The organism is Rhodococcus sp. O3 (assembly GCF_048897285.1).
GTDB lineage: Bacteria > Actinomycetota > Actinomycetes > Mycobacteriales > Mycobacteriaceae > Rhodococcus.
Genome location: NZ_JBMBTE010000001.1, coordinates 122,931 through 146,903 on the forward strand (window position 1 = coordinate 122,931; position 23,973 = coordinate 146,903).

At 66.7% G+C, this 23,973-nt stretch carries 22 protein-coding genes; 12 read left to right on the forward strand and 10 right to left on the reverse strand.

The genetic code is table 11. The features are described from left to right. The first annotated feature begins 4 nt into the window (after nucleotides 1-4). Together ACN675_RS00580 and ACN675_RS00585 are read left to right on the forward strand one after the other, a co-directional pair. Nucleotides 5-1,000, forward strand: a complete 996-nt coding sequence (locus ACN675_RS00580) for an isopenicillin N synthase family dioxygenase (protein WP_420749045.1) — start codon at nucleotides 5-7, stop codon at nucleotides 998-1,000. Next, the gene (locus ACN675_RS00585; RefSeq protein WP_420749046.1) at nucleotides 997-2,328 is read left to right on the forward strand and encodes an amidohydrolase family protein; all 1,332 of its coding nucleotides are present in this window, start codon (nucleotides 997-999) and stop codon (nucleotides 2,326-2,328) included. The genes ACN675_RS00580 and ACN675_RS00585 overlap by 4 nt, the downstream gene beginning before the upstream one ends. Before the next feature lie 33 nt (nucleotides 2,329-2,361). Here the strand turns inward: ACN675_RS00585 and ACN675_RS00590 are convergent, their stop codons facing one another. After that, on the reverse strand, nucleotides 2,362-3,504 hold the full coding sequence (locus ACN675_RS00590) for a sensor histidine kinase (RefSeq protein WP_420749047.1): 1,143 nt from the start codon (nucleotides 3,502-3,504) through the stop codon (nucleotides 2,362-2,364). Next, nucleotides 3,501-4,280 carry a winged helix-turn-helix domain-containing protein gene (locus ACN675_RS00595; RefSeq protein ID WP_420749129.1) on the reverse strand — a complete coding sequence of 260 codons (780 nt, stop codon included), beginning with the start codon at nucleotides 4,278-4,280 and terminating at the stop codon, nucleotides 3,501-3,503. Before ACN675_RS00595 ends, ACN675_RS00590 begins: the two co-directional genes overlap by 4 nt. Before the next feature lie 136 nt (nucleotides 4,281-4,416). Between ACN675_RS00595 and ACN675_RS00600 the strand changes: the two genes are divergently transcribed. From ACN675_RS00600 to ACN675_RS00610, 3 genes are all read left to right on the forward strand, one after another. Further along, nucleotides 4,417-4,710 (forward strand): SHOCT domain-containing protein, encoded by a 294-nt coding sequence (locus ACN675_RS00600; protein ID WP_420749048.1) that lies wholly within the window; start codon nucleotides 4,417-4,419, stop codon nucleotides 4,708-4,710. An 80-nt stretch (nucleotides 4,711-4,790) separates the two neighbouring features. Continuing rightward, nucleotides 4,791-5,510 (forward strand): DUF305 domain-containing protein, encoded by a 720-nt coding sequence (locus ACN675_RS00605; protein WP_420749049.1) that lies wholly within the window; start codon nucleotides 4,791-4,793, stop codon nucleotides 5,508-5,510. Between the two features lie 354 nt (nucleotides 5,511-5,864). After that, nucleotides 5,865-7,085: a serine hydrolase domain-containing protein gene (locus ACN675_RS00610; RefSeq protein WP_420749050.1), complete on the forward strand. Its 1,221-nt coding sequence runs from the start codon at nucleotides 5,865-5,867 to the stop codon at nucleotides 7,083-7,085. 150 nt (nucleotides 7,086-7,235) lie between these two features. On the opposite strand, the gene ACN675_RS00615 is transcribed toward ACN675_RS00610, so the two are convergent. From ACN675_RS00615 to ACN675_RS00640, 6 genes are all read right to left on the reverse strand, one after another. Next, the gene (locus ACN675_RS00615) at nucleotides 7,236-8,114 is read right to left on the reverse strand and encodes a phytanoyl-CoA dioxygenase family protein (RefSeq protein WP_420749051.1); all 879 of its coding nucleotides are present in this window, start codon (nucleotides 8,112-8,114) and stop codon (nucleotides 7,236-7,238) included. Nucleotides 8,115-8,173: 59 nt separating this feature from the next. Continuing rightward, complete coding sequence (locus ACN675_RS00620; RefSeq protein ID WP_420749052.1) at nucleotides 8,174-8,566, reverse strand: ectoine synthase; 393 nt, start codon at nucleotides 8,564-8,566, stop codon at nucleotides 8,174-8,176. 6 nt (nucleotides 8,567-8,572) lie between these two features. Continuing rightward, nucleotides 8,573-9,853 carry a diaminobutyrate--2-oxoglutarate transaminase gene (gene ectB, locus ACN675_RS00625; RefSeq protein WP_420749053.1) on the reverse strand — a complete coding sequence of 427 codons (1,281 nt, stop codon included), beginning with the start codon at nucleotides 9,851-9,853 and terminating at the stop codon, nucleotides 8,573-8,575. Then, a complete protein-coding gene (gene ectA, locus ACN675_RS00630) occupies nucleotides 9,850-10,329 on the reverse strand; it encodes a diaminobutyrate acetyltransferase (protein WP_420749054.1) in 480 nt (159 codons plus the stop codon). The genes ectB and ectA overlap by 4 nt, the downstream gene beginning before the upstream one ends. A 206-nt stretch (nucleotides 10,330-10,535) precedes the next feature. Then, a complete protein-coding gene (locus tag ACN675_RS00635; protein ID WP_420749055.1) occupies nucleotides 10,536-12,008 on the reverse strand; it encodes an ATP-binding protein in 1,473 nt (490 codons plus the stop codon). After that, a complete protein-coding gene (locus ACN675_RS00640; RefSeq protein WP_420749056.1) occupies nucleotides 11,995-12,705 on the reverse strand; it encodes a response regulator in 711 nt (236 codons plus the stop codon). The genes ACN675_RS00635 and ACN675_RS00640 overlap by 14 nt, the downstream gene beginning before the upstream one ends. A 259-nt stretch (nucleotides 12,706-12,964) precedes the next feature. Between ACN675_RS00640 and ACN675_RS00645 the strand changes: the two genes are divergently transcribed. The 3 genes from ACN675_RS00645 (at nucleotide 12,965) to ACN675_RS00655 (ending at nucleotide 15,542) form a co-directional block, all read left to right on the forward strand. Next, nucleotides 12,965-14,128 carry an alpha/beta fold hydrolase gene (locus ACN675_RS00645; protein WP_420749057.1) on the forward strand — a complete coding sequence of 388 codons (1,164 nt, stop codon included), beginning with the start codon at nucleotides 12,965-12,967 and terminating at the stop codon, nucleotides 14,126-14,128. Between the two features lie 68 nt (nucleotides 14,129-14,196). Beyond that, the gene (locus ACN675_RS00650; protein WP_420749058.1) at nucleotides 14,197-14,877 is read left to right on the forward strand and encodes a nitroreductase; all 681 of its coding nucleotides are present in this window, start codon (nucleotides 14,197-14,199) and stop codon (nucleotides 14,875-14,877) included. An 80-nt stretch (nucleotides 14,878-14,957) separates the two neighbouring features. After that, nucleotides 14,958-15,542, forward strand: coding sequence for a sigma-70 family RNA polymerase sigma factor (locus ACN675_RS00655; RefSeq protein WP_420749059.1), 585 nt, complete (start codon nucleotides 14,958-14,960; stop codon nucleotides 15,540-15,542). Here the strand turns inward: ACN675_RS00655 and ACN675_RS00660 are convergent. Continuing rightward, nucleotides 15,496-16,683: an AAA family ATPase gene (locus ACN675_RS00660; RefSeq protein WP_420749060.1), complete on the reverse strand. Its 1,188-nt coding sequence runs from the start codon at nucleotides 16,681-16,683 to the stop codon at nucleotides 15,496-15,498. The genes ACN675_RS00655 and ACN675_RS00660 overlap by 47 nt on opposite strands. 161 nt (nucleotides 16,684-16,844) lie before the next feature. On the opposite strand from ACN675_RS00660, the gene aztD reads away from it, so the two are divergent. After that, entirely contained in the window at nucleotides 16,845-18,074 is a 1,230-nt protein-coding gene (gene aztD, locus ACN675_RS00665; RefSeq protein WP_420749061.1) for a zinc metallochaperone AztD, read from the forward strand. Here the strand turns inward: aztD and ACN675_RS00670 are convergent, their stop codons facing one another. Next, nucleotides 18,075-19,544 carry a DUF4185 domain-containing protein gene (locus ACN675_RS00670; RefSeq protein WP_420749062.1) on the reverse strand — a complete coding sequence of 490 codons (1,470 nt, stop codon included), beginning with the start codon at nucleotides 19,542-19,544 and terminating at the stop codon, nucleotides 18,075-18,077. Nucleotides 19,545-19,801: 257 nt separating this feature from the next. On the opposite strand from ACN675_RS00670, the gene otsB reads away from it, so the two are divergent. From otsB to ACN675_RS00685, 3 genes are read left to right on the forward strand one after another with little or no spacing between them, the layout of a single operon-like run. Continuing rightward, nucleotides 19,802-20,611, forward strand: coding sequence for a trehalose-phosphatase (gene otsB, locus ACN675_RS00675; RefSeq protein WP_420749063.1), 810 nt, complete (start codon nucleotides 19,802-19,804; stop codon nucleotides 20,609-20,611). A 38-nt stretch (nucleotides 20,612-20,649) separates the two neighbouring features. After that, nucleotides 20,650-23,100: a glycoside hydrolase family 65 protein gene (locus ACN675_RS00680; protein ID WP_420749064.1), complete on the forward strand. Its 2,451-nt coding sequence runs from the start codon at nucleotides 20,650-20,652 to the stop codon at nucleotides 23,098-23,100. Continuing rightward, nucleotides 23,097-23,900 (forward strand): HAD family hydrolase, encoded by an 804-nt coding sequence (locus tag ACN675_RS00685; RefSeq protein ID WP_420749065.1) that lies wholly within the window; start codon nucleotides 23,097-23,099, stop codon nucleotides 23,898-23,900. Before ACN675_RS00680 ends, ACN675_RS00685 begins: the two co-directional genes overlap by 4 nt. Nucleotides 23,901-23,973 lie beyond the last annotated feature (73 nt).

Below are 23,973 nucleotides of genomic sequence, written 5' to 3' on the forward strand. Positions count from 1 at the left end.
ACTGATGAACCACCCCCTGACCGAACTACAGCGCGAATCCCGGATGGGCTCCATCGGCACCGTGACCACCGACCGCGAGGTTCGCCGAATCGATCTGTCCGACTTCGAGAACCGGCGTGCACAGATCACCGACGAACTGTGGGCCGCCGCCACCGAAATCGGATTCTTCCAGGTCGTCGGGCACGGCATCGACCTCGACGAGGTGCGCAGCGCCTTCGCCGCGGCCGAGCAGTACTTCGCACTGCCCGAGTCCGTGAAGGGCGCGGCACCGCTGAAGAAGGGACTCAACTCCGGCTGGGAGTCGCTGAGCCAGGTACGGCCCTCGATCGGCACCCCCGACCAGAAGGAGTCGTTCCAGATCACCCGGCCGCACATGGACGGATTGTGGCCGGGTGAGGAGAACCTGCCGGGATTCCGCGAGACCGTCCTCGACTTCGAGCGTCGCTGCTGGGAGTTGGCGATGAGGCTGCTGTCCTGCTTCGCGGACCGGCTCGGCTTCGAACGTGACTTCTTCACCCGCGCACACGATCCCGAGACCGTGAGCTACCAGAGCACGCTCCGGCTGCTGCACTACTTCGCCCTGCCCGACGATGCTCCTGCCTCTCCGAACACCTGGCGCGCCGGTGCCCACACCGACTTCGACTGTCTGACATTGTTGTTCCAGCGCACGGGGCAGGGCGGACTGCAGGTTTGCCCCGGCCGCGAGATGGACGGCGAGGCCTGGACGCCGATCGAACCGTCCGACGACGTGATCACCTGCAACATCGGGGACATGCTCATGCGCTGGAGTGACGATCTGCTGCCGTCCAACTTCCACCGGGTGCGGTCACCGGGCCCCGGCGAGCACCGCGGCGCCCGGTACAGCCTGGCGTTCTTCGCGCAGGCCAACCGCGACGTGCTCATCGAAAGCCCACAGGGCAAGTACCCGCCGATCACCGCCGAGGACTACCTGCGCCGACGCGTCGAGGCCAACTACTCGACACCGGAGGAACGACAGTGAGCGACACCGCATCCCCGGCCACCACCGTGATCACCGACGTGACGGTGTTCACGGGAGGTCGGTGGCTGCCCGGACGCGATGTGCTGATCTCCGGCGGGCACGTCGGCGCCATCGGTGCTCGCGGTGAGGTCGACCCGACCGGGGCGGGGCGAATCGATGGGTCCGGCGCCCACATGATTCCGGGATTCGTCAACACCCACACGCACCTGCAGCAGTCGCTGATGCGCGGCATCGCCGAAGGCATACCGCTTCTCGAATGGCTGCTGCAGGTGGGTGAGGAGTCGGTGGCGATCACCCCGGAGCGGGCGTACACCGCGACGGTCGCCGCGTCGCTCGAAGCGTTGCGCAGTGGTACCACGACACTCGTCGAGCACATGTGGCCACACCCGTCCACCGAGGTGCACGAGGCAGTGCTTCGGGGCTTGCGCGACACCGGGATTCGCGCGGTACTCGGTCGCGGCGTCGCCGACCGGGCCGACGCCACCCGAAAGTGGGGCTTCGAGCCGCGGCTCATGCAGCCGCTCGACGACGTGCTCGCCCACGCCGACCAGCTCGCGGAGGACGCGGCCGGATCCGCCGTCACCGTCGGGCTCGCGGTGCCGAACCCGCGGTCCGTCACGGCCGAGGGCATGGCCGCCATCCGGGAGTTCGCGACCGCCCGCGACATGACCGTCTCGATCCATCTGCTCGAAACCACCACCGACGACATGATGTGCAGGGAGCGCGCGGGCATGGGCGCGGTGGAGTATCTGGCCACCCACGATTTCCTATGGGACCGGATGATCGCGGTGCACTGCGTCGAACTCGACGCGGCCGGCCGCCGCACGCTCGCCGACCACGGCGTCGCCGTGTCGTACAACCCGGTGTCGAACATGCGACTCGGCAGCGGGATCGCCGCGGTCCCCGACCTGATCTCCGATGGTGTCGCGGTCGGGCTGGGCGTGGACGGCGCCGCCAGCAACGACACCCAGGACATGCTCGAATCACTTCGCACGGGTGCGTACGTGCAGCGGGCGGCGCGGCGCAGGGCAGACCTGTTCGGCTTCGAGCAGATGCTCGACATCGCTACGGGCGGAGCCAACTCCGCACTCGGACTCCCGACCCGGTCCGGTGGCGTGCACGTCGGGGATGCGGCGGATCTGACGTTGATCCGGTTCGATCGGGACTTCGCGGCCCTGCCCGTCCGCGATCCGGGTGCCGCCATTCTCACGACCGGCACCAGCCGGATCGTGGACACCGTGATCGTCGGCGGTGAGGTGATGATCCAGGATGGACGCAGCACCCGGGTCGACGAGTCCGAGCTGGTCCGCACCCTGGCGGCACTGTGAACCGCGACGAGGGCAGTAGCGCCGGCTCGTCGTTCACAGCCTGACGACAGGCAGTTCGAGGGTGAAGCTCGCTCCCCGGCCGGGACCGTCGGTGTGGGCCCGGATGCGGCCGTGGTGGGCTTCGACGAGGGCGCGGGCGATGGTCAGTCCGATTCCGCTGCCTCCACTTTCGCGGTCGCGGGCGGTGTCGGCGCGGTAGAAGCGGTCGAAGAGATGGTCGAGGTGATCCGGTGCGATGCCGTCGCCGGTGTCGGCGACGGTGATCTGCACACGATCCTTGTCGGCCTGCCTGCTGGTGACCGTGACGGTTCCACCGGGAGGGGTGTGCCGCAGGGCGTTGTCGAGCAGGTTCCCCAGCACCTGACCGATCCGGTCCGGATCGACCGTCACGATCATGGAGTCGTCTATGCAGGTTCGCAGCGTTACACCTGCGCTTTCGTACCGTTCGCGTACTGCATCGACTGCGTTGTCGACGAGGGCGTCGGTGGTGGTGGGCACCGGCCGGATGCGGGTGAGGTGCTCTTCGGCGCGGGAGACGGCGGTGATGTCCTGGGCGAGCCGGGAGAGCCGTTGAGTGGCGGCGTACAGGACCTGGCGGGTCTCGTCGTCGAAGGTGCGGACGCCGTCGTCGAGGGCTTCGAGGTACGAGTCGAGAGTGGCAATGGGCGTGCGCATCTCGTGACCGAGGTCGGCGAGCATACGGCGGCGGGTGGTTTCGGTGGCGTCGAGGCGGCGGGCGAGTTCATTGACGGTGACGGCGAGTTCGTCGAATTCGCGGCCGAGTCCGGGGCTGGTCAGACGGGTGTCGTAGTGACCGCCGGCGATGCGGGCGGCGGAGGTGGTCACCGCGGTGATCGAGCGTTGCACCCGACGGGTCAGGTACCAGCTCACCACCAACGCCAGGAGCACCGCGAGTGCGACGGCCAGACCCCAAGCCAGGACGATCGCCCAGGTGAAGGCCTGCTCGACGTGAGCAGCCTGGCTGGAGTTGTGGTCGATGCCGGCCTGACCGAGGTGATCGTGGAAGATGCCGGGCGCAAGAGAGGAAGCGACGAGCCAGGCGCTGACCGCGCAGCCGACCACCACCACGGTCAGCGCGAGAAACAGCCGGGTGCCGAAACTCGCCCCGGGGAAGCTGCGCCGCAACGATCCTCGTGGAGAAGTCTTGGGGTTCACGAGCCGGTTCCCATCCGGTAGCCGACTCCGCGGACGGTGCGCACATAGCGGCCGCGCGAGGCGTCGTCACCGAGTTTGCGACGCAGATGACCGATGTGCACATCGACGAGGTGCTCGTCCCCGGCCCAGCTCGGACCCCACACCGTCTCGATCAGCTGGGCGCGGGTGAGTACCACTCCGGGATCGCGCGCCAAGGCGGCGAGGACGTCGAATTCGGTGCGGGTCAACGCTACCGGCATACCGCCGACGGTGACCTCCCGGCCATCGACATCGAGCGTCAGGTCACCGAACAGGCGGATCCGATCGGCAGCGTCCGGGACGGGACCGGATGAAGGTACGGAGAGGCCGGCCCGGGGGCGGCGCAACATGGCCCGGATGCGGGCCATCAACTCGCGGGGACTGAACGGTTTGGCCATGTAGTCGTCCGCGCCGACGGACAGCCCGATGAGGGTATCGACCTCTTCGGTGCGGGCGGTGAGCATCACCACGTACGCATCGGAGAAGGTGCGCAGCCGCCGGCACACTTCGACACCGTCCAAACCCGGCAGCCCCAGATCGAGGACCAGGACATCGGGATCGACCTGCCGGGCCAGGGTCACCGCGTCGGCGCCGTCGCCGGTGATCACGGTCTCGAAACCGTCGCGTTCGAGATACGAGCCGATCAGGTTCGCCAACGGCGCCTCGTCCTCGACGACCATCGCCCGCAGCCCGGTCGCGGGGCGTTGCGGCGGCCCCGGGTCGCCGGCTGCAGGGGGCGTGCGCGCGAAGGAGTCCATGACGTCCATCTTCACCGTCGCTCACCACTACGAACGCTGCGGTCGGGCTTCTTGAGCAAATCTTCATACGACCTCCACAGCAATCCCGGGGTAGGAGCGCCAGGCTGAAGACACGAACCGGAGAAGGGAGGCGATCATGATGGGATGGGCAGGTCAGCTGACCTGGACCGGATGGATCGTCATGGCCGTGTGCATGGTCGCGTTCTGGGCGGTGGTGATCTATCTGGTGGCGGTGATGTTCCGTTCCGACCGAGTGGTCGGATCCGGCCGAGACGGCCGGGAGCCCGATCCGCTGCGGCTGCTCGAGACGCGTTTCGCCCGCGGCGAGATCGACTCCGACGAATTCGCTGCTCGCCGGCAGATGTTGAGGCACAGCCGCGAGACCACCGCGGACCCGCCGCCGGCACAGCCGGGTCCGTGGCCGGCGTGACCCGTGGTGCACCGGCCGCGAGGGCACCTCGTCGCGGGTTCACCTGTGCTCTGCGGCCATTCGAGAAAGGGAACAGTCCGATGGACAAGAAGACTCTCGCTGCCGGCGCAGTGGCGCTTGCGGTGGTGTTCACCGCGACCGCGTGCAGCGACTCCGACACGGGCACCACCGCCGCCCCGTCGAGCGCCCCGGCCACCTCGCCCGAGGAAGAGGCCGTCGCGCACAATCAGGCGGATGTGATGTTCGCCCGCATGATGATTCCGCACCATGCCCAGGCGATCGAGATGAGCGACATGATCCTGGCGAAAGAGGATATGCCTGCCGAGGTGACCGCGCTGGCCGAGCAGATCAAGGCCGCCCAGGGACCGGAGATCGAACAGCTCGAATCCTGGCTCGGCCAGTGGGGCCAACCGCAGATGCCCACCGGTGTTCCGGGGGCTGGGCAGAACATGCCCGGCATGACGTCCATGCCCATGGAGCCGATGCCCATGGAGTCCATGCCGATGACGTCGATGCCCATGCAGTCCATGCCCATGCAGTCCATGCCCATGCAGTCCATGCCGGGCATGCAGGGGATGATGAGCGGCGAGGACATGCAGGCACTGTCCGCCGCGCAGGGCACCGAGGCCGCCCGGTTGTTCCTCACCCAGATGATCGCCCACCACGAAGGTGCCATCGCGATGGCGCAGACCGAGGTCGAGAACGGACAATCCCCCGACGCAATCGCTATGGCCCGCACCATCATCGACACCCAGCAGCAGGAGATCGACACCATGCGTCAGTTGCTGACCACTCTGTAACCGATTTCCCCGTCCGGTTTGTCGCCCACGCAGAGCGCGAAGAAGGAGCACGGCCATGAACATGATGGCGATGATGGACCAGGCGCACATGATGCTGCATCAGTTGATGATGTGGCTGCATCAGATGGGTGGGATGCCGATGATGCACATGCCCATGTAGCCCGGCCGTGGGGTGCCGGCGGACCGAGTGTCAATTCAGCCGCTGCACATTGCATCCGATGAAGTAAGGGCGGCGGCTGAAATCCACTCGGCCGGACCCAGCACCCGAGCCGCGTCTCGCCCGTCCTCTCGCCGAACGCAAGTTGGGTATGGCGGCGTCGGCGACGCGGTAAGGTTGGTCCGACTGGAGGCGATATGGGCATGCTCGGTTCGCTACGCACCGCGACGCTGGGGTTGGTCGTCGTACTTCCCGGCATGCTCCTGACGGGCTGCACGTCCACAGACACCGCGGATCCGGTCTCGAAATCGACCGATGCCGTCCCGGGCTACTGCCAGCAGATGGAACCCGAGCTGGCCGGCCTGGCCGACAGCATGAACGTACCGGGTGCGGTCGTCATGGTGCTCTCGCCGGAGCTGGGCGACTGCCTGCTCACGTTCGGTTCGCGCACGGTCGCGGAGCAGGAGCCGATCGGCTTCGACGACCAGCTCCGCATCGGCAGCAACACCAAGCCCATGACGGGCACGATCGTCCTGCAACTCGTCCAGGAGGGCAAGCTCAGTCTCGACGACCCGGTCTCGAAGTACCGCGACGACGTGCCCAACGGCGACGACATCACCATCGAGATGCTGCTGAACATGCGCAGCGGCCTGGCGGATTACAGCGGCCTGCCCGAGATCGCCCGGTCGATGGACGAAACCCCCGACCGCGTCTGGACGCCGGATGAGCTCCTCGCACTCTCTTTCGCTCAGCCGGTCGCCTTCGCACCCGGCGAGGGGTACCTCTACTCGAACGCCAACGCGGTCCTGCTCGGACTGATCATCGAGCAGCTCACCGGCGCACCGGTCGAGCAGGCGTTCGACGAGCGGATCTTCGCGCCGCTCGGCCTGGAACGCACGCTGCTGCCCGCCCGGACATCCAATGTGATCCCCGAGCAGCACGCGCGGGGCTACCTTTTCGGCACGGTCACCGACTTCATCGCCTCCGGCGGGGTGCTGCCGCCGGAGCAGGCTGCCGAGGCGGCGGCGGGAACGCTGCAACCCAACGACGTGACCGACATTAACCCCTCATGGGGATGGGTCGCCGGTGCGGGGATTTCCACGAGCAACGACCTCGCCCGCTTCGTGAAGGCACTCGTCGGCGGCGAGCTGCTGGACGACCGGATGCAGGAACAGCGCCTCGCAAGCGTCATCCCGATCGATCCGGGCAACCCCGACAGCGCCGCCTACGGCGAGGCGATCGCGAAGTACGGCAGCCTGTACGGACACAGCGGGGAGCTTCCCGGCTACAACTCGTTCATGGGACACGATCCGGAACGCGACCTCACCGTGATCGCCTGGGCGAACATGATGACCGGACCCGACGGACAGCACACCGCGGCCGTCCTCTCGCAGGCGGTGATCGACGAGCTCTACTGATCGGATCTCGGTCGTGGGCAGCTCTTCGGCATCTTGGGGTCGAACAGCGTTGCAGCACATAGCATCCAGTGCCTGACCATCCACAAACCGGCGACTCCCTGCCCTCGGGTGGATGATGCAGTTCGCCTGGTCGCAGACTCGGGCGACACGTCAGCTGAGTGACCGCCGGGCCAGATACACAGGCCGCGTCGCTTCGGCTGCACAGGGTCGGCCGAGGCGATTGCCGACACTGTTGAACACCACGAAGATGTTCGCCCGCGGCACCGGTGTGATGTTGCCTCCGGAGGCGTGCATGACATTGCAGTCGAACATCGTCATGGATCCGGCGGGTCCGGTGAGAACGTCCACGCCCAGCAGGTTCCACAGTTCTGTGACCATCGCCTCGGACGGCACACCGATCCGCGGTGTGGTGGTCACGAGCGACTGCCGATGGTAGTTGCGCGGCGTCTTCCCCGCACACTGCACGAAAAAGCGCTGGCTTCCCGGCATGATCATCAAAGGACCGTTGTATGTTTCGTTGTGGGTCAACGCAATCGATGCACTGACTGCCCGGGGGATCCGCATCCCGTCCTCTGCATGCCAGGTTTCGAAGTCCGAATGCCAGTAGAAGGCGCCACCGCGGAATCCCGGCTTGTAGTTCAACCGGCTCTGGTGGACGTAAACGTCCGAACCGAGGATCTCTCGCGCCAACTCCTCGGCGCCGGACTCCGAGATCGCCTCCCGCACCACGTCACTGAGAAGATCGATGTCGAAGATCGATCGCACCGCGGTGTCGTTCTCCTCGCGGACGACGCGCTCGTCCCCATCGAATCGGGGATCGTTACGGATACGGTCGATTTCGGCGAGGCACGCTTCGACCGTCGCCGGCGCGATCACGCTCTCCCGCTGTAGATAACCACGCTCGGCGTACCCCGCGATTTCACGGGTGGATGGTTCGCCCCACACCCACGGGTCGTTCCGGTCCCGGATCTCCGGCTCTCCGTCGACCCGGGTCGGGTACCGGTCGATCCCGGCTCCTACCTTAGGCAACACGCACTCCTGAATTCGAAACACGGAACTTCGACTGTCGACTGCGACCACGTAGCGTTTCATGCAGTCAGCAGGGGGTACACACCGTTCTCGTCGTGTACTTCCCTTCCGGTCACCGGCGGATTGAAGACGCACAGCATGCGCATCCTGGTCCGCGCCTCGACGCGGTGTCGTTCGTGCCCGTTCAGCAGGTACATCGATCCGGGCCCCAGCGCGTAGACGGTCCCCGTCTCGTGATCGGTCAGTGTTCCCTCACCGTCGATCAGCCATACCGCCTCGATGTGGTGGGCATAGTGGAACTCGTTGACGGTTCCCGGTTCGATCGTCGTCTCGTGGAAGGAGAATCCGGCGCCGTCGCCGGCAAGGACGATTCGCTTGCTGCGCCAGTGGCCGTCGGGACTGCGGACGTCGCGATCGGTGCCGGTGATCTCTTCGGTGGTTCTGACAATCATGTGCTTTCACGCCTCCTGTCCAGCGCAGACGGTTACGGTTGCGTCGATCAGGATCCCCAACCCGTGCTCGAGTTCGTCCTGAGTCGTAGTCAGCGGAGGAAGCAGTTTCACCACTTCGTCCTGCGGGCCGGCCGTTTCGACGAGCAGTCCGTGTTCGAAGGCGTACTGCGCGACCTTGCCGGCCTGCGACGCGTCCTCGAAGGCCAGGCCGCGAACCAGACCGCGGCCGCGTGAGGACACCCCCCGGAAACCTCTGGCCAACTCGGCGAGCGTGTGCTCGAGGAATTCTCCCTTGTCGAGCACCGACTTCTCGAGGTGGTCGTCGGACCAGTACTGTTCGAGCGCTACACGGGCGGTGACGAACGCCGGGTTGTTTCCCCGGAACGTGCCGTTGTGTTCCCCGGGCGACCACACGTCCAGTTCTCGCTTGAAGAGCGTCAGCGCCAACGGCAGACCGTACCCACCGATCGACTTCGACAGCGTGACGATGTCGGGCTGGATTCCCGCCACCTCGAAGGAGAAGAACGGTCCGGTCCGCCCGCACCCCATCTGTACATCGTCGACGATCAGCAGGATCTCCCGATTCCTGCACAGATCAGCGAGGGCCCGCAGCCATTCCGGGCGAGCGACGTTCACGCCCCCTTCGCCCTGCACGGTCTCGACGATCACTGCCGCAGGACGGTTCAGACCCGAACCGGTGTCGTCCAGCAGTCGCGTGAACCACTCGAAGTCGTTGGCGCCGGCGCCGAGGTAGTTGTCGAACGGCATCGGAGTCGAGTGCACGAGGGGGATGCCTGCCCCGGCACGTTTCATCGCGTTGCCGGTCACCGACAGCGATCCCAGTGTCATGCCGTGGAACGCGTTGGTGAAGCTGACGATCGATTCTCTTCCTGTCACCTTGCGCGCGAGCTTGAGCGCGGACTCGACGGCATTGGTCCCGGTAGGACCGGGAAACTGGACCTTGTACGGCAGGCCCCGGGGCCGGAGGATCGTGTCCTCGAAGGTCTCGAGCAGGCTCCGTTTGGCGGTGGTCGACATATCGAGGCCGTGGGTGATGCCGTCACGTTCGAGGTAGGACAGGAGGGCACGCTTGAGTACCGGATTGTTGTGCCCGTAGTTGAGCGATCCTGCTCCGGCGAAGAAATCGAGGTATTCACGTCCCGACTCGTCCGTGATCCACGAACCGCGGGCGGTATCGAACACGGTCGGCCAGTTCCTGCAGTAGCTGCGGACCTCCGACTCGAGGCTCTCGAAGATCGAGGTTCCGGGCAGGGTCAAGATAGTCATGCCGCTCCAATCCGGGGAAAGGGTCCGATGGTGTAGAGCTCTTCGGCCGAGTGACCGTCCGGGAAGTCTTCGGGCTCGAACAGCGGGCGCCTTCCGATCGAGGTGCCGCGGTTGCGGGCAAGGGCGGTGAACATCGCAATCGAGCCCGCGTTGTCCCTGGTGATGGTCGTTTCGATCGTGGTCACCGAACATCGATGCTCGAGTGCACCGAGCATCGCAAGACCGACGCCGCGGCCACGGAAATCCGGGTCGACTGCGACCTGCCATACGAACAGGGCCGACGGTGCGCTCGGGCGGAGGTATCCGGTGACGAAGCCGACCGTCCGACCGTCGAGCTCAGCGACGATCGAGGTCTCCCGGTGGTCGCGGCACCACATCAGGTAGCAGTAGCTCGAGTTCAGGTCGAGTTCGCGGGACCGTGCCGCGATCTCCCAGATCCGTTTCGCATCGGCGATCTCGGGTGTTCGCAGTCGCACAGGGGTAGTGGGTTTCACCTACCCTGCCCTGCCTCGCAAAGGCGACCGCACGCCACGCCTCGATCGGTTGCGCTCTCGCGGTCGGGTACAACGCGCAACGACGACGGTCGACATCTCATACGGCACACTCCATCTCGACTCGGTGACGGGTGCCCAGCCTGCCGCTCCGAGTTTGAGATGGTTCGGTCCGTTTCTTTGCGGTTGTGTTACAGAGTGCGACGATCTGTCATGGCGGTGCCCCGGGAGGCGGAACCCCGCCGAGCGCCGTCCCGGCGTCGCACTTGCTGCAGCTCCGTTCCCGCGGTCTGCAACGGCAACTCCACGACGAACCTCGCACCGCCCCCGGGTCGCGGTTCGTACCGCACACGTCCGCGGTGAGCTTTGACCGTCTCGGCAACCAAGGCCAGACCCAGACCGGTTCCGGTACCGGTGGTCTCCTTCCGGCGGGGATTGCCGGTGACGAATCGCTCGAAGATCCGCGTGTGCTCACCCTCCGGGACGCCCGGTCCCGCATCGTCGATGATCACGACAGCCGATTCGCCGACCTGCCGTAGTGCGATCCCGAGCAGACCGCCGCCGTGCTTGTCGGCGTTGTCCATCAGGTTCCGGAAGGCACGTTCGAGCGCGAGCTTGCGGCCCTCCACGACACCATCGTGCTCGACCACCAACAGTTCGGACGGTCTCTTCGACTCCGCCAGTGTGTGCTCGAGCAGATCGGCGAGCGGCAGCGGCTCGAGCTGGTCCTGATGCAGACCGGCCTCCGCACGCGCCAGCGCCAGAAGATCCTCGAGGAGTCGCCGGAGGTGGTCGAGCTCGGCATTGATCAGCAGCAGCGCCCGGCGTGATCGATCGGGCAGGTCCTGCTCATGCCGGCCCAGCACGGCAACACTGGTGACGAGAGTGGTCAACGGTGTGCGCAGCTCATGACTGACGTCCCCGAAGAATCGTCGCTCACGGTCGATGCGCGACTGCAGCGAGTCGACCATCGCATTGAACGCTTGACCGATGGTCTCCAGATCGGTGTCGTGTGTGTCTGCGAGCCGGGAATCGAGGTTGCCGGCGGCTATCTCGGCGGCGGTACCGGCGACATCGTGCAGCGGACGAAGCACTCGCCGGCTCGCCCAGAGCCCGAGTAATGCCCCGGCAATCGTCGTGAGGACGCCACAGGAGACAAGTGCGAGCTTGAGGACTCGGAGAGTCGATTCGAGTTCGGTGAGCGAAGACAGTTCGAACAACACGTCGCCCTCGTCGTTGAGGGGAACCCCGATCGCCAGGTACGGGTCACCCAACAGCGTGACGTCGAGCCGCATACTGCCGTCGTCGAGCTCGACGTCCGCGCCGCCGAGCTTGTCGAGCACGAACGCGGGTGAGAGCTCCCGTTCCGATACGAACCAGCGGGAATCTCGACGCACCAGCACCACCGATTGCGCGGGCAGTTCCAAGTCTTCGACGACCGCAGCCGTCTCGCTGTCGGAGCCGTCGAGGACGTTGCGCACGAACTCGGCACGGATCGACGTCTGCCGCTCCGCAGAACGCTCTCGTTGCGCCACCATGTAGCTGCGACTGGTCGTGAACACCGACACCGAGAGCACGATCGACACGAGACTCGCACCGACGGCGAACGCGAGCATCACGCGGCCGCGAAGCCCCAATCGGGGCCGGCTGCTAGCGCCGGACATCCAACCGATATCCCAGTCCTCGCACGGTGACCACCACCTGCGGGTCCGAGGGATCCCGCTCGATCTTGGTGCGCAACCGACGCACGTGCACATCTACGATGCGCTCGTCACCGAAGTAGCCTCGGTCCCAAACTGTTTCGAGCAGCGATCGACGGCTGAGCACGAGTCCCGGCGACTCGGCCAGTTCACAGAGCAGGCGGAACTCGGTCAACGTCAGGTGTAGCCGCTCATCACCGCGACGAACGATGCCGCTGCCCGGCGAGAGAACGAGCGGTGCCGCGTCATCAGCCTCCAGTACCACCTCGGCGGGACCGGTTCTCTCCGCAAACCCACCCGCACGGCGCCTGAGCGCCCGCATTCTCGCGGTGATCTCCTTGACCTCGAAAGGCTTCGTGACGTAATCGTCGGCACCGGCCTCGAGGGCTGCCACGACATCGTGAGTGTCGTCGCGCGCGCTGACGACGATGATCGGCACATCATGGTCGTAGCGAATCCTGCGGATGCACGTGAAGCCGTCCATGTCGCCTAGCATCAGATCCACGAGCATCACATCAGGGGCACCGTAGCGTTCGAGGTGGCGCAGAGCGTTCTCGGCATCCTCGGCTTCTTCCACCTGGTAGCCCTCGTCTTCGAGTGCGAGCCTGAGCGAGGCTCGCACTCGGTCGTCGTCCTCGACGATCAGCAGATTGGCACACATATCCCTATTGTCCGGATTCGACTCACAGCCTTGTCGGAGACACCGGTCGATCGTTCGGAGAAGGGCCCCGAGCGGTCACGCGACTCCGGCGCGTTACGAACCGAGACCGTACACGCGACCCGATCTCGACTCGAACCGTCGGCACCGCAGCCACCACGGCCGCGGGCAGGACAGTCGCCCCGCCCAGGCCGAACCACGGTCCATCGGCGGAGGTGACGGCCACCCGGGCGCAAGAACCGATCACTACACTGAGGCGTGCATGACCGATCATCTGCCTCTGGCACCGTGTCCGGTCACAGACTGGAGCGATGAGCGTCGCCGAGCGGCTTTGCGCACCACTCGGTTGGGTCACCGTTGGAGGCGGTTCGCGCGTGTGCGTCGAGCTTTGGTTCGGCTGACCCTCGTTCTCGTGGCGCTGTTGACGCTGTACGGGCAGTACTGGATCCATGACGTGGCACCGGAACGGGCCCGATTGGCCCACACGCAGCCGTATCTGCATCCGATCTTCGATGCTGCGGAGCCGGCCGACCGAACCACCGCAGTCGTGGATCTGGTCGGGTTGGGCAATCTCGACGCCACCGACACCGCCCGGGCGCTTCCGGTACTGGCCGAGCTGGGTCAGGTGTGGGCGGTGCAGTACGACAACGCCGGCCTCGACACCGCCGTGATCGCCCGGATGATCCTCGATCATGCCGAACACGCCGAGGTGGAACGGATCGTGCTGGTCGGACACAGCATGGGCGGCATCATTGCTCTCGAGGTGGCCGAGCATGTCGTCACCGATCCGGAGGTGAACCTGCTGGCCGTGATTTTGGACTGCACCCCGATCGACCTGCACGCGGTGCGGGCCGATGCACGAGACACCGGGGAAGATCTGCTGCGCTGGATGGGCTGGCTGCCCGGAGCACGGGAGAGCCGCACGTTGCGTCTGGTGGTCGAAACCGCCGCCCGCAAAGACCGCTATCTCGTCACGCGCCCGAACCGCTTGCCCACCGTCGATCCCGGCGCGCTGGTCGAAGCGGTCACCGAAGTGCTCCAGGACAAGATCTTCTCCACCGATGCCGCCAGCAACGGGTTGATCGAGGCGCAATTCGAGGCGATCGTGGCTTCCGGTGCGCTCGACAACCTCGGGGTGCTTGCGTCCCGTCGGAGGGACCGGCAACCTCCGGCGGTGGTGTTCCTACGACCCCGGCACGGGACCGATGACGAGGTCGTCGATGTGGACTACACCCAGAAGGTTCTGTTCGACCGTATCGGCGGACCTCAGGGCTTCCTGCGGGTGGTGCGAATCGAGGGCACCGGGCACGCCAATCCGATCCAGCGGCCGCAGGCCTACAACTCGGCGCTCGAGTCGAGGGTCGTCCCGTTCGTCGAGCGACTCGCCCGAGAGACCGAGCGCCCGGTGGTCGCAGGTGGGCGGTAACGCTCTCTGTGCACCACCGGACAGGACCTGAACGAGCGCTAGCTCCCGCCATGTGCGATCGTGAGCCTATGACTGCCAACGATGCGACGATCCTGTCGACGCTGCTCGACACCCGGTACAGCTGCCGCGCGTTCCTGTCCAAGCAGGTGCCGCGCGAGGACATCGAACGCATGCTGCGGATGGCGCAGCGCACCCCCTCGTGGTGCAATTCGCAGCCTTGGCAGGTACACGTGACCAGCGGGGATGCCACCGACCGGCTCCGCGCCGCGACGTACGAGCAGGCCGCCTCCGGGCTCCTCGACCCGGACATCGCGGGCCCCGTCGAATACCGCGGCGAGTACGCCGAGCGCCGGCGCAACGCGGGATACGCCCTGTACAACGCACTCGGCATCGCCCGCGACGACTACCCCGAGCGCACGCGGCAGATGCTCGAGAACTACCGCTTCTTCGGCGCCCCGCACGTCGCGATCGTCACCAGCGACAAGCAGCTCGGAACGTACGGCGCCGTCGACTGCGGCGGCTACGTCGCCACTCTGCTGCTCGCCGCGCAGTCCCTCGGGATCGCCGCCGTACCGCAGGCGGCGGTCGCAATGACGGCAACGGCGCTCCGCAAGGAACTGAACATCTCCGACGAGCGCGACATCGTGTGCGCGGTCTCGTTCGGCTACGCCGACGAGTCGCATCCGGCGAACACGTGCCGGACCGACCGCGCCGAGCTCGACGACGTCGTGCGGTGGGTGGAGGACTGACCACCCCCAGGGGTGCTGTTTCGTGAGGCCACGGTGGCGCACGCTCGAGGTGTCGAATTCCCGCACCGAGAGGAACCACCGTGACCGATACCGAAACCGAAGCCCTGCTCCGCAATTGGGTTCCGCGGGCCGTCGCCGGTGAACCGCATGCCGTGGGTGTGGTGGTGCGCTCGGTCCATCCCCACGTGATGCGGTTCTGCGACGCACGGATGGATGCGCACACCCGCGCCCACACCCCGGTCGAGGATCTCGTCCAGGAGGTGTGCCTCGCGCTGACCCGCGCGCTCCCCCGTTACCGCGACCAGGGAACCTCGGTGCTGCGCTTCGCTTTCGGTATCGCCACCCGGAAGATCGCCGACGCCCGCCGCGGAGCGGCCCGTTCCGTGCCGCACGTGCACGAGGTGACGGTCCCCGGTCCCGAGGAAGCCGTACTCGACGAGGAGTTGATCACCGCCGCGCAGCAGCTCATGGCGACGCTCCCCGAACAACAGCTGCTCGTGCTGAAATTGCGGGTCATGCAGGGCTACAGCACCGAACGCACCGCCGCGATGCTCGGCACCACACCGGGCGCGGTCCGCATCGCCCAGCACCGGGCACTGAATCGAATCCGGGCGCAGCTCAATCGGATTGAGCGCGCAGATACCGTCCGAAGTGCGGCACGGTGAACCCGATGAAGCCCCGCTCGGCGGAGTAGATCAGTCCCTTCTTGATGAGCCCGTCCCTCGCCGGGGACAACGACGCCGGTTTCCGCCCGAGTTCCGCTGCGATCTTCGACGTCGCGACGGGCCCGTCGTCGCCGGACAGGTCGGCCATCGCCCGCATGTATTCACGCTCGGCGGGCGTCGCGCGTTCGTACCGGGATCCGAAGAACCCGACGGCGAGTTCCTCCTCGGCCGCCGGCGCCCCGACCCGCACGTCGTCCGCGGTGATCGGACTCGCCGCCGCCACGTCCCACGTAGCTTTGCCGTAGGCCTGCACGAAGTACGGGTATCCGTCGGCCGTCTCGTAGAGCGCATCCAGCGCGTCCTGCGTGAACTCCACGTCCTCGCGTGCGGCGGGGGCGATGAGCGCCAGGTCGGCGGCGGAACGATCCAACCGGTCAATGCGGTGATAGGTGAACAGCCGCTCCGAGTAGCTCTTCGACGCGGACAGCACCGCCGGCAGGTGCGGCAGACCCGCACCGACGACGATGAGCGGTGCCGCGTCCTGGCTCAGTTCGTGGCAGGCCCCGCAGATCGCCGACACGTCGGCCGCGCCGAGGTCCTGCATCTCGTCGATGAACAACGCGATGCCCACGCCGACGTCGCGGGCCAGACCGGACGCGTCGACGAGCAGTTCCACCAGGTCGATCTCGATGTCCCCGGAGTCCGCGCGACCCTTGACGGCGGGCGCGTCGATCCCCGGCTGCCAGCGTTCCCGCATGCCCTTGTCCGCGGTGGCGCGCAGCGCGAACGATTTGAGGACGCCGAGGAAATAGTCGACCGATTCGCGGTCCGGATGAGCCGCCGCGATCTCCCGCACCGCCATGTGCAGCGCCGACGACAGGGGTCGCCGCAGGTCCTGGTCGGGGCGCGCTTCGATCTTGCCGGTCCCCCAGCTGCGGGCGATCGCGGCCGAGCGCAGCTGGTTGAGCAGCACGGTCTTGCCGACGCCGCGCAGCCCGGTGAGCACGACGCTCCGTTCCGGACGGCCCCGCGCAATGCGTTCGAGAACCACTTCGAACGCCGAGAGCTGCTTGTCGCGGCCGGCGAGTTCGGGCGGGCGCTGTCCCGCGCCCGGGGCATACGGGTTGCGGACCGGGTCCATCGGTCGATGGTATCGACAGGTGTGGACGATTCCGCGTTCATCCGAACGGTGATTCGCGAACCTGCCGTCGCCTCCGGGTTCGTCGCCCTCGTCTGCCCGGATGCAGACATACGCATACTCGACTTTGACATTCGTTTCCATTAACGCGTAGATCTGTGCCCATGCGATCCCTCCTCCGCCCCGGTCCCGCCGTGCTGTCCGCAGGCCTCGCCGTCACGCTGCTCGCCGGATGCTCGTCGACCGACACCGGCACCTCGTCGAACCAGCCCTCCGGCGCCCCCGCCGCAAACGGACCCGCCGAGACCACGTCTGCGCAACCACGACTGACCCTCACCTACGACGGCGGCATCCTCGTCGTCGATGCCACCAGCCTCGACGTCCTCGCGGATCTTCCGGCCGACGGCTTCACTCGTCTCAACGCCGCGGGCGACGGGCGCCACGTGTTCGTCACGACGTCCGGCGGATTCCGGGCCCTGGACACCGGAAGCTGGTCCGAGGCACACGGCGACCACGCACACCACTATGCCGGTGAACCCGATTGGACCACCGCGGAATTCGCTGCCGGAAAGCCTGGACACGTCGTCACCCATGCCGGCCGCACCGCGCTGTTCGACGACAGCACCGGACGTATCGACCTGTTCGACCCGGCCGACCTCGCCGACGGCCGCCCCGACGTCGAAACGGTCGCGCTGCCCGAGGCGCATCACGGTGTCGCGGTGCCCCTGGCCGACGGCGGTCTCCTCGTCACGCTCGGAAACAGCGACTCCCGCAACGGGATTGCCGTCCTCGACGCTACCGGCGCCGAGGTCACCCGCAACGAACAGTGCCCGGGTGTCCACGGGGAAGCGACCACCCGCGACGCGGTCGTCGCCGGCTGCGAGGACGGCATGCTCGTCTACCGGGACGGAACCGCCACCAAGGTCGCCGCGCCCGATCCGTATGCGCGTCTCGGCAACCAGGCCGGATCGGCGAACTCCGACGTCGTGCTCGCCGACTACAAGACCGACCCCGACGCCGAACTCGAACGCCCCGAACGCATTGCGCTGGTGAACACGGTCACCTCGGAACTGCGGCTGGTCGACCTCGGCACCAGCTACACCTTCCGGTCGCTCGGTCGCGGACCGGACGGAGAGGCACTGGTGCTCGGCACGGACGGCAATCTGCACGTCGTCGACGAACACACCGGAGAGCTGATCCGGAAGATCGCCGTCGTCGATCCGTGGACCGAACCGGACGAGTGGCAACAGCCGCGGCCCGCGCTGAAGGTGCTGGACGGAACCGCCTACGTCACCGACCCCGCCGACGACGAACTGCACGCCGTCGACCTCACAACGGGCGCGATCACCACCGGCACCCTGCCGCGAACGCCCAACGAGATCAGCGGAACCTGATCACCGCTCGATGCGGGTGCGCAGCAGGAAGGTGTTGTAGTCGGACCAGGTCGAGAGCATGAAGTACACGTCCTCGTCGGTCGACCACGGGTGGAGGAACCCGCCGTACAGCTCGACGTGTTCCTCCACCCCGACGAGGCGGGCGCTCTCCGACCACGCCCCCTGCGGGGTGTCCGACTCGCGCAGCACGATCGCGGCCTTCGCCGTGTCCAGATACGCCATCTGCCATCGGCCCGCGGCCGCGTCGTATCGCACGGACAACTCCGCGGCCGGTCCGTGCACGATCGGCGTGGCCGCGGTGTAACCGCCTACGTGCGTCCAGTTTCCGTTGTTCCAGTACTGGTAGGCGTCGGGCTCGAGCACCCGGTCCTCGGGAACCCGGGCCAGCGCCACCGATCCGAGCCGTGTGTTCGGGGTTCCGAAGAGATACACGTAGCCTTCGGCGGGCACCGCCGCCGCCACCTGAAAGTTGGTCACCCCGAAGATGTTGTCCCACTGGGCATGTGGGTCCTTCGTCCAGGTAGAACCGCCGTCGTCGGAGTAGGCGATGCCGCCGTGGTTGGTCCACCAGGTGGCGGGGATGCTGTTCCAGGTGCGGATCGACATGTAGGTCAGGTACTGGCGCGATCCGACCGCGAAGCCCGAGGTGGGAATCACGGTGATCTCGACGTTGTCGAGTTTGCGGCTGTTCAGGATCTCGGCCGCGTGACAGCGCGAGTCCTGCACCATCGAATCGAACGTCATGCCGTCGGCGAGGTCGCGGTCGGTGCTGAACGCGAGGACGTTGCTGCGCCAGTCCTCGCCCTGCCCGCCCGGCGGATGGAAACCCTTGCCGACCGTGTCGCCGAATGCGACGGCGATCTTTCCCGGCTCCGACTCCCACATGACGCCGAGATCGGTGCCGTACACCTGCCAGCGCTTGTCGGTCCGGTTGATCGAACCGGCGCCGGTCTCCTTGGCAACGGTGGTGACGTCCACGACATTCGGCACCGGAGGCGCCGGAACCTGTGGGGCGGGTTCGATCGGCGCGATCTCACCGCCGGGTTCGGGTGCGGGCGGCTCCGGCTCGGGTCCGGGCACGGGCAGGCCGAAGTAGAACGGCGTCGGTTTCAGCCCGATGCGGGGCAGCAACGGCGGGGTCCGCTCGGGCTCGTCGGTCAGGTCCGGGCACGGATCGGTGCACGGGTCCACCGGAAGCGGGTCCGGTTGGATGCGCACCGGCTCCGGTTCCGGCGCCGGATAGGGAACGGTCGTGATCACCGGGTACGGCACGGGGATGTCCAGGTCGGACGGCACCAGCGACTCGTGTTTCCAGGTGTCGGTCGCGCACGGTCCGGTCCCCGGTAGCCCGTCCGGTTCGTCCGCCGAGGCGACGGGCAGTCCGGTCGCGACGACGACGGCCGCCAGCACCACCGCCAGCGGCAGCCCGCGCCGATTCTGTCCCGACCACCCGTCCACCGCCCGCTTCACGGACGAGATCGTGACACAGACGCCGGGCCTCTGCAGCGCAGGGGTCCGGCCGCCCCGCGCGTGGCGGGACGGACACCGCACGCCTCGGCGGCACACTCGCGCATTCGGATATCTATCGATCTCTAGGCACTACGGTAGATATCCGAATACTGCGGTGTCTCGGCAATCCTCGCCGCCGAGAGTCACGGCGCTGCCCCGCGGGTCCGTGCGACGATGAAGGCCGGGTCACCGCGACAGGACCCCTGGAGGTGCTCAGAATGCAGGACACGACCGTGCGCGATGTTCCCCCGGCGCTCGGGAACCCCGAGCTCGCCCGTCGGCTGGCCGGACGCCGCCCGGCAGTGTTCCTCGACTACGACGGCGTTCTCAGCCCGATCGTGGAGCGACCCGAGGATGCGGTGATGTCCGAGCGCATGCGCACCGTCGTCCGCGACCTCGCCGGCCGCGTTCCGGTGTGTGTCGTCACCGGCCGTGACCGCACCGTCGCACAGCAGTTGATGGGCATCGACGACCTCACGATCGCGGGCAGTCACGGTTTCGACATCTGGACGCCGACCCGGGGCGCGCTGTCCGACGCGTACGTCGCGCAGTACACCGACCTCGTCGCGGAGGTCACGACGCGGCTCCGCGACGAGACCCGCGGCATCCCCGGTGCCCACGTCGAACCCAAACGCGCATCGGTTGCCGTGCACTATCGCCAGGTCGACCCCGCCGACCGGCACCGCATCTCGGCAACGGTGCAGACCGTGATGGACGCCTACTCCGGCAAATTGAAGCTCACGCCCGGCAAGATGGTGTACGAACTCGGGCCCAACGTCGACTGGAACAAGGGCAAGGCGGTGCTCTATCTCATCGACGTGCTCGGTCTCGACAGCGACGACATCGTGCCGCTCTACCTCGGCGACGACATCACCGACGAGTACGCATTCCAGGCATTGCGCGACCGTGGGATCGGCATCCTCGTCGGCGATCCCGACGACCCGGAAGTGGCGAATCGAACCACGGCGGCCCGCTACGCGCTGGCGTCCGTCGACGACGTGGAACGTTTCCTGGCGACCCTGACCTGACACAGCTGTAGGTCGTGTGATTCGGGAGGTGAAACACAGTGCAATCTCCGGATTTCGGACTGGACTACGATCGGTTCGACAGTGCCGCAGAGGGTTTGCGTGAGGCCCTGACATCCACGGGCAACGGATACTTCTGCACGCGCGGCACCGCCGAGTGGGAGGACATGAGTCCCGTCCACTATCCCGGAACATACGTCCACGGCATCTACAACCGCGAGACCACGATCATGGGAGGTCGACCGGTCCTCAACGAGGACCTCGTCAACGTGTCGAACTGGCTGATTCTCAAGCTTCGCATCGAAGGCGAGGACGCGATCCGGCTCGACAACATCGACCTGCTGGGATACCGCCACACCTACGACATCCGCTCGGCGACCGTGATGCGGGAGATGACCTTCCGGGACCACTGCGGACGGGAGACGACGCTGCGGAGCCGCCGGTTCGTCAGCATGGCCGACAGCCACCAGGCCGCGATCGAATGGACCGTCACACCCGAGAACTGGTCAGGGCGAGTGGAAGTGGTCTCGGCCCTCGACGGTCGCGTCACCAACCGCGTCGTCGCCCGCTACCGGCAGCTCGAGGGCCGGCATCTGGATCCGGTCTCGCCGCGCACGTTCAGCGACGAGACCATCGCTCTGCGGGTGCAGACGCGGCAGTCCGACATCTACGTGGCCGAGGCGGCGCGCACCCGGGTCTTCCTGGGAGACAGCGAGGAACCGAGCGAAGTCGAACGCGACCTCTACCAGATGGAGGACTACATCCAGCAGGTACTCAGCTTCGACGTCGAGCGCCGGAAGCCGGTGCGGATCGAGAAGATGGTGTCGCTGTTCACCTCTCGGGACAACGCCATCACCGAACCACTGGCCGCGGCCGGCCGGCACGTGCTGCGGTATCCGGATTTCGCCACCGCATACGCCGAGCACTGGGCGGCATGGGACGAACTGTGGGACATCTGCGATGTCCAGTTGCCCAGCGAACCCCGCGCGCATCTCCTGCTGGGCTTGCACGTCGCGCACCTGCTGCAGGTCTGCTCGCGGCACACCGCACGGCACGACGCCGGGGTCCCGGCCCGCGGATTGAACGGTGAAGCGTACCGGGGCCACGTCTTCTGGGACGAGATGTACGTCTACCCGTTCCTCAATCTCCGGATGCCGGAGGTGACACGAAGCCTGATCCTGTACCGGTATCGTCGTCTCACCGAAGCACGTTGGGCCGCACAGGATGCCGGATTCCAGGGTGCGATGTTCCCGTGGCAGAGCGGCAGCGACGGTACCGAGGAAACCCAGGAAGTGCATCTCAATCCCCTTTCGGGACAGTGGGATCCGGATCACAGTCGCAACCAGCGGCACATCAACGCGGCGATCTTCTACAACGTGTGGCGCTTCCATCAGGTCACCGACGACGCCGAGTTCCTCGCCGACTACGGCGCCGAAATCATGCTCGAGATCGCCCGTTTCTGGGCGTCGATCGCGCACTGGAACCCGGAGCGGGAACGGTACGAGATCCACGGCGTGATGGGACCGGACGAGTTCCACGAACACTACCCCGGCTCGACGGAGCCGGGGCTCCGCAACAACGCGTACACGAACGTCATGGTGGCGTGGGTGATGGCGACGGTCCCGTCCGTCCTCGAGTCGCTGTCCACGATCCGGCGGAACGCGCTGCTGGCCCGGCTCGCCGTGACCGACGAGGAACTGAGCCTGTGGGACGACATGAGCCGCAAGATGTTCGTGCCGTTCCACATGGGAGTGATCAGCCAGTTCGAGGGATACGACGAACTGGAGGAACTCGACTGGGAGCAGTACCGCGCCACCTACCCCGACATCGGGCGCCTCGATCGGATCCTGCGCGCCGAGGGCGAAGATCCCAATCGGTTCAAGATGGCGAAGCAGGCGGACACCGTCATGCTGTTCTACCTGTTCGACTACGAGGAACTCGAACCGGTCTTCGAGCGGCTCGGCTACCCGTTCGATCGGGATCTCGTCGACCGCACCATCGAGTACTACGACGAAAGAACCTCGCACGGTTCGACACTCAGCCACGTGACGTTCGCGTCCGTGCTCGCCGACCTCGACCCGCCCGGCTCCTGGAATCGCTTCATGCTGGCGCTCGAGAGCGACGTCAGCGACCTCCAGGGCGGCACCACCAAGGAAGGTATCCACATGGGGGTGATGTCCGGCACGCTCGACGTGCTGCAACGCACCTATGTGGGGACCCGCGTCGAGAACGGTGTCCTCGTGTTCCGGCCACGGCTCGTCGACCGGCTCGACGGCGTGTCCTTCTCGATCCGGTTCCGCGGAACACCGTTGCGGGTGCGCATCTCCGCGGGAGAACTGACGGTGCTCGCGCAGGCCGTAGGTTTCCACGTCCCGATCCGGGTGGCCCTCGACGGACAGGAACACGAACTCGGCCCCGGCGACAGCTGTGTGTTCACCCTCCCCGCGCAGCGGTCGTCGAGCAACCGGCAACCGCGCGGGGTGCGGTCGTGACCCCGGCGGCGACGCCTCCGCCGTCCCGACGCACCGGTTTCGCCGGCGCGATCTTCGATGTGGACGGAGTCCTCGTCGACTCCCCCCACGAAGCGGCGTGGCGACGAGCCCTGCACGAACTGATGGTCGGTGAATGGTCCGGCATCCGGGATGCGACCACGTGGTCGCCGGAGGCCTTCACCCCGCAGGTCTATCAGCAGGTGCTGTCGGGCAAGCCGCGTCTGAGCGGCGCGCGCGCCGCGCTCGAGTACTTCCGTGTCCCGGACGCCGCCGAGCGCACCGCGACCTACGCGGAACGCAAGCAGCAGCTGCTGGTGCGCCTGATCGACGAGCGTGCGTTCGAGGCGTATCCGGACGCGGTGCGGTTCGTCCTCGCCGTGCGCGCCGCAGGTATCCCCGTCGCCGCGGCGTCCTCGTCGAAGAACGCCGACCGGTTCCTGCGCGGCATCTCGCTCGCCGAGTTCGAGGGTGTCCCGGATGCGGCGTCCGGCTTCACCCTTCTCGATGTCTTCGACGCGAACCTGTCCGGACGGGATTTCGCCCGCGGTAAGCCGGATCCTGAGATATTCCTCGCCGCCGCAGGAGAATTGGGTGTTTTGCCCGAATCGTGTTTCGTCGTCGAGGACGCGGTCAGCGGAATTCTTGCCGCGAAAGCCGGCGACATGGCGGCGCTCGGCGTCGCCCGGTCCGGCGACGCGGACGCCCTGGTAGCGGCACACGCCGACCTGGTGGTGACCTCGCTGGACGACGTCGATCGGACCCGGTTGCTGCACGGGGAACTCGCCACCCGCAGTCGATGACGGCAACGCAACGGAGCCGTCAACGGTAATCTTGCTGCCACGTCGCAATGACAACGATTGTGTAACGTGGCTC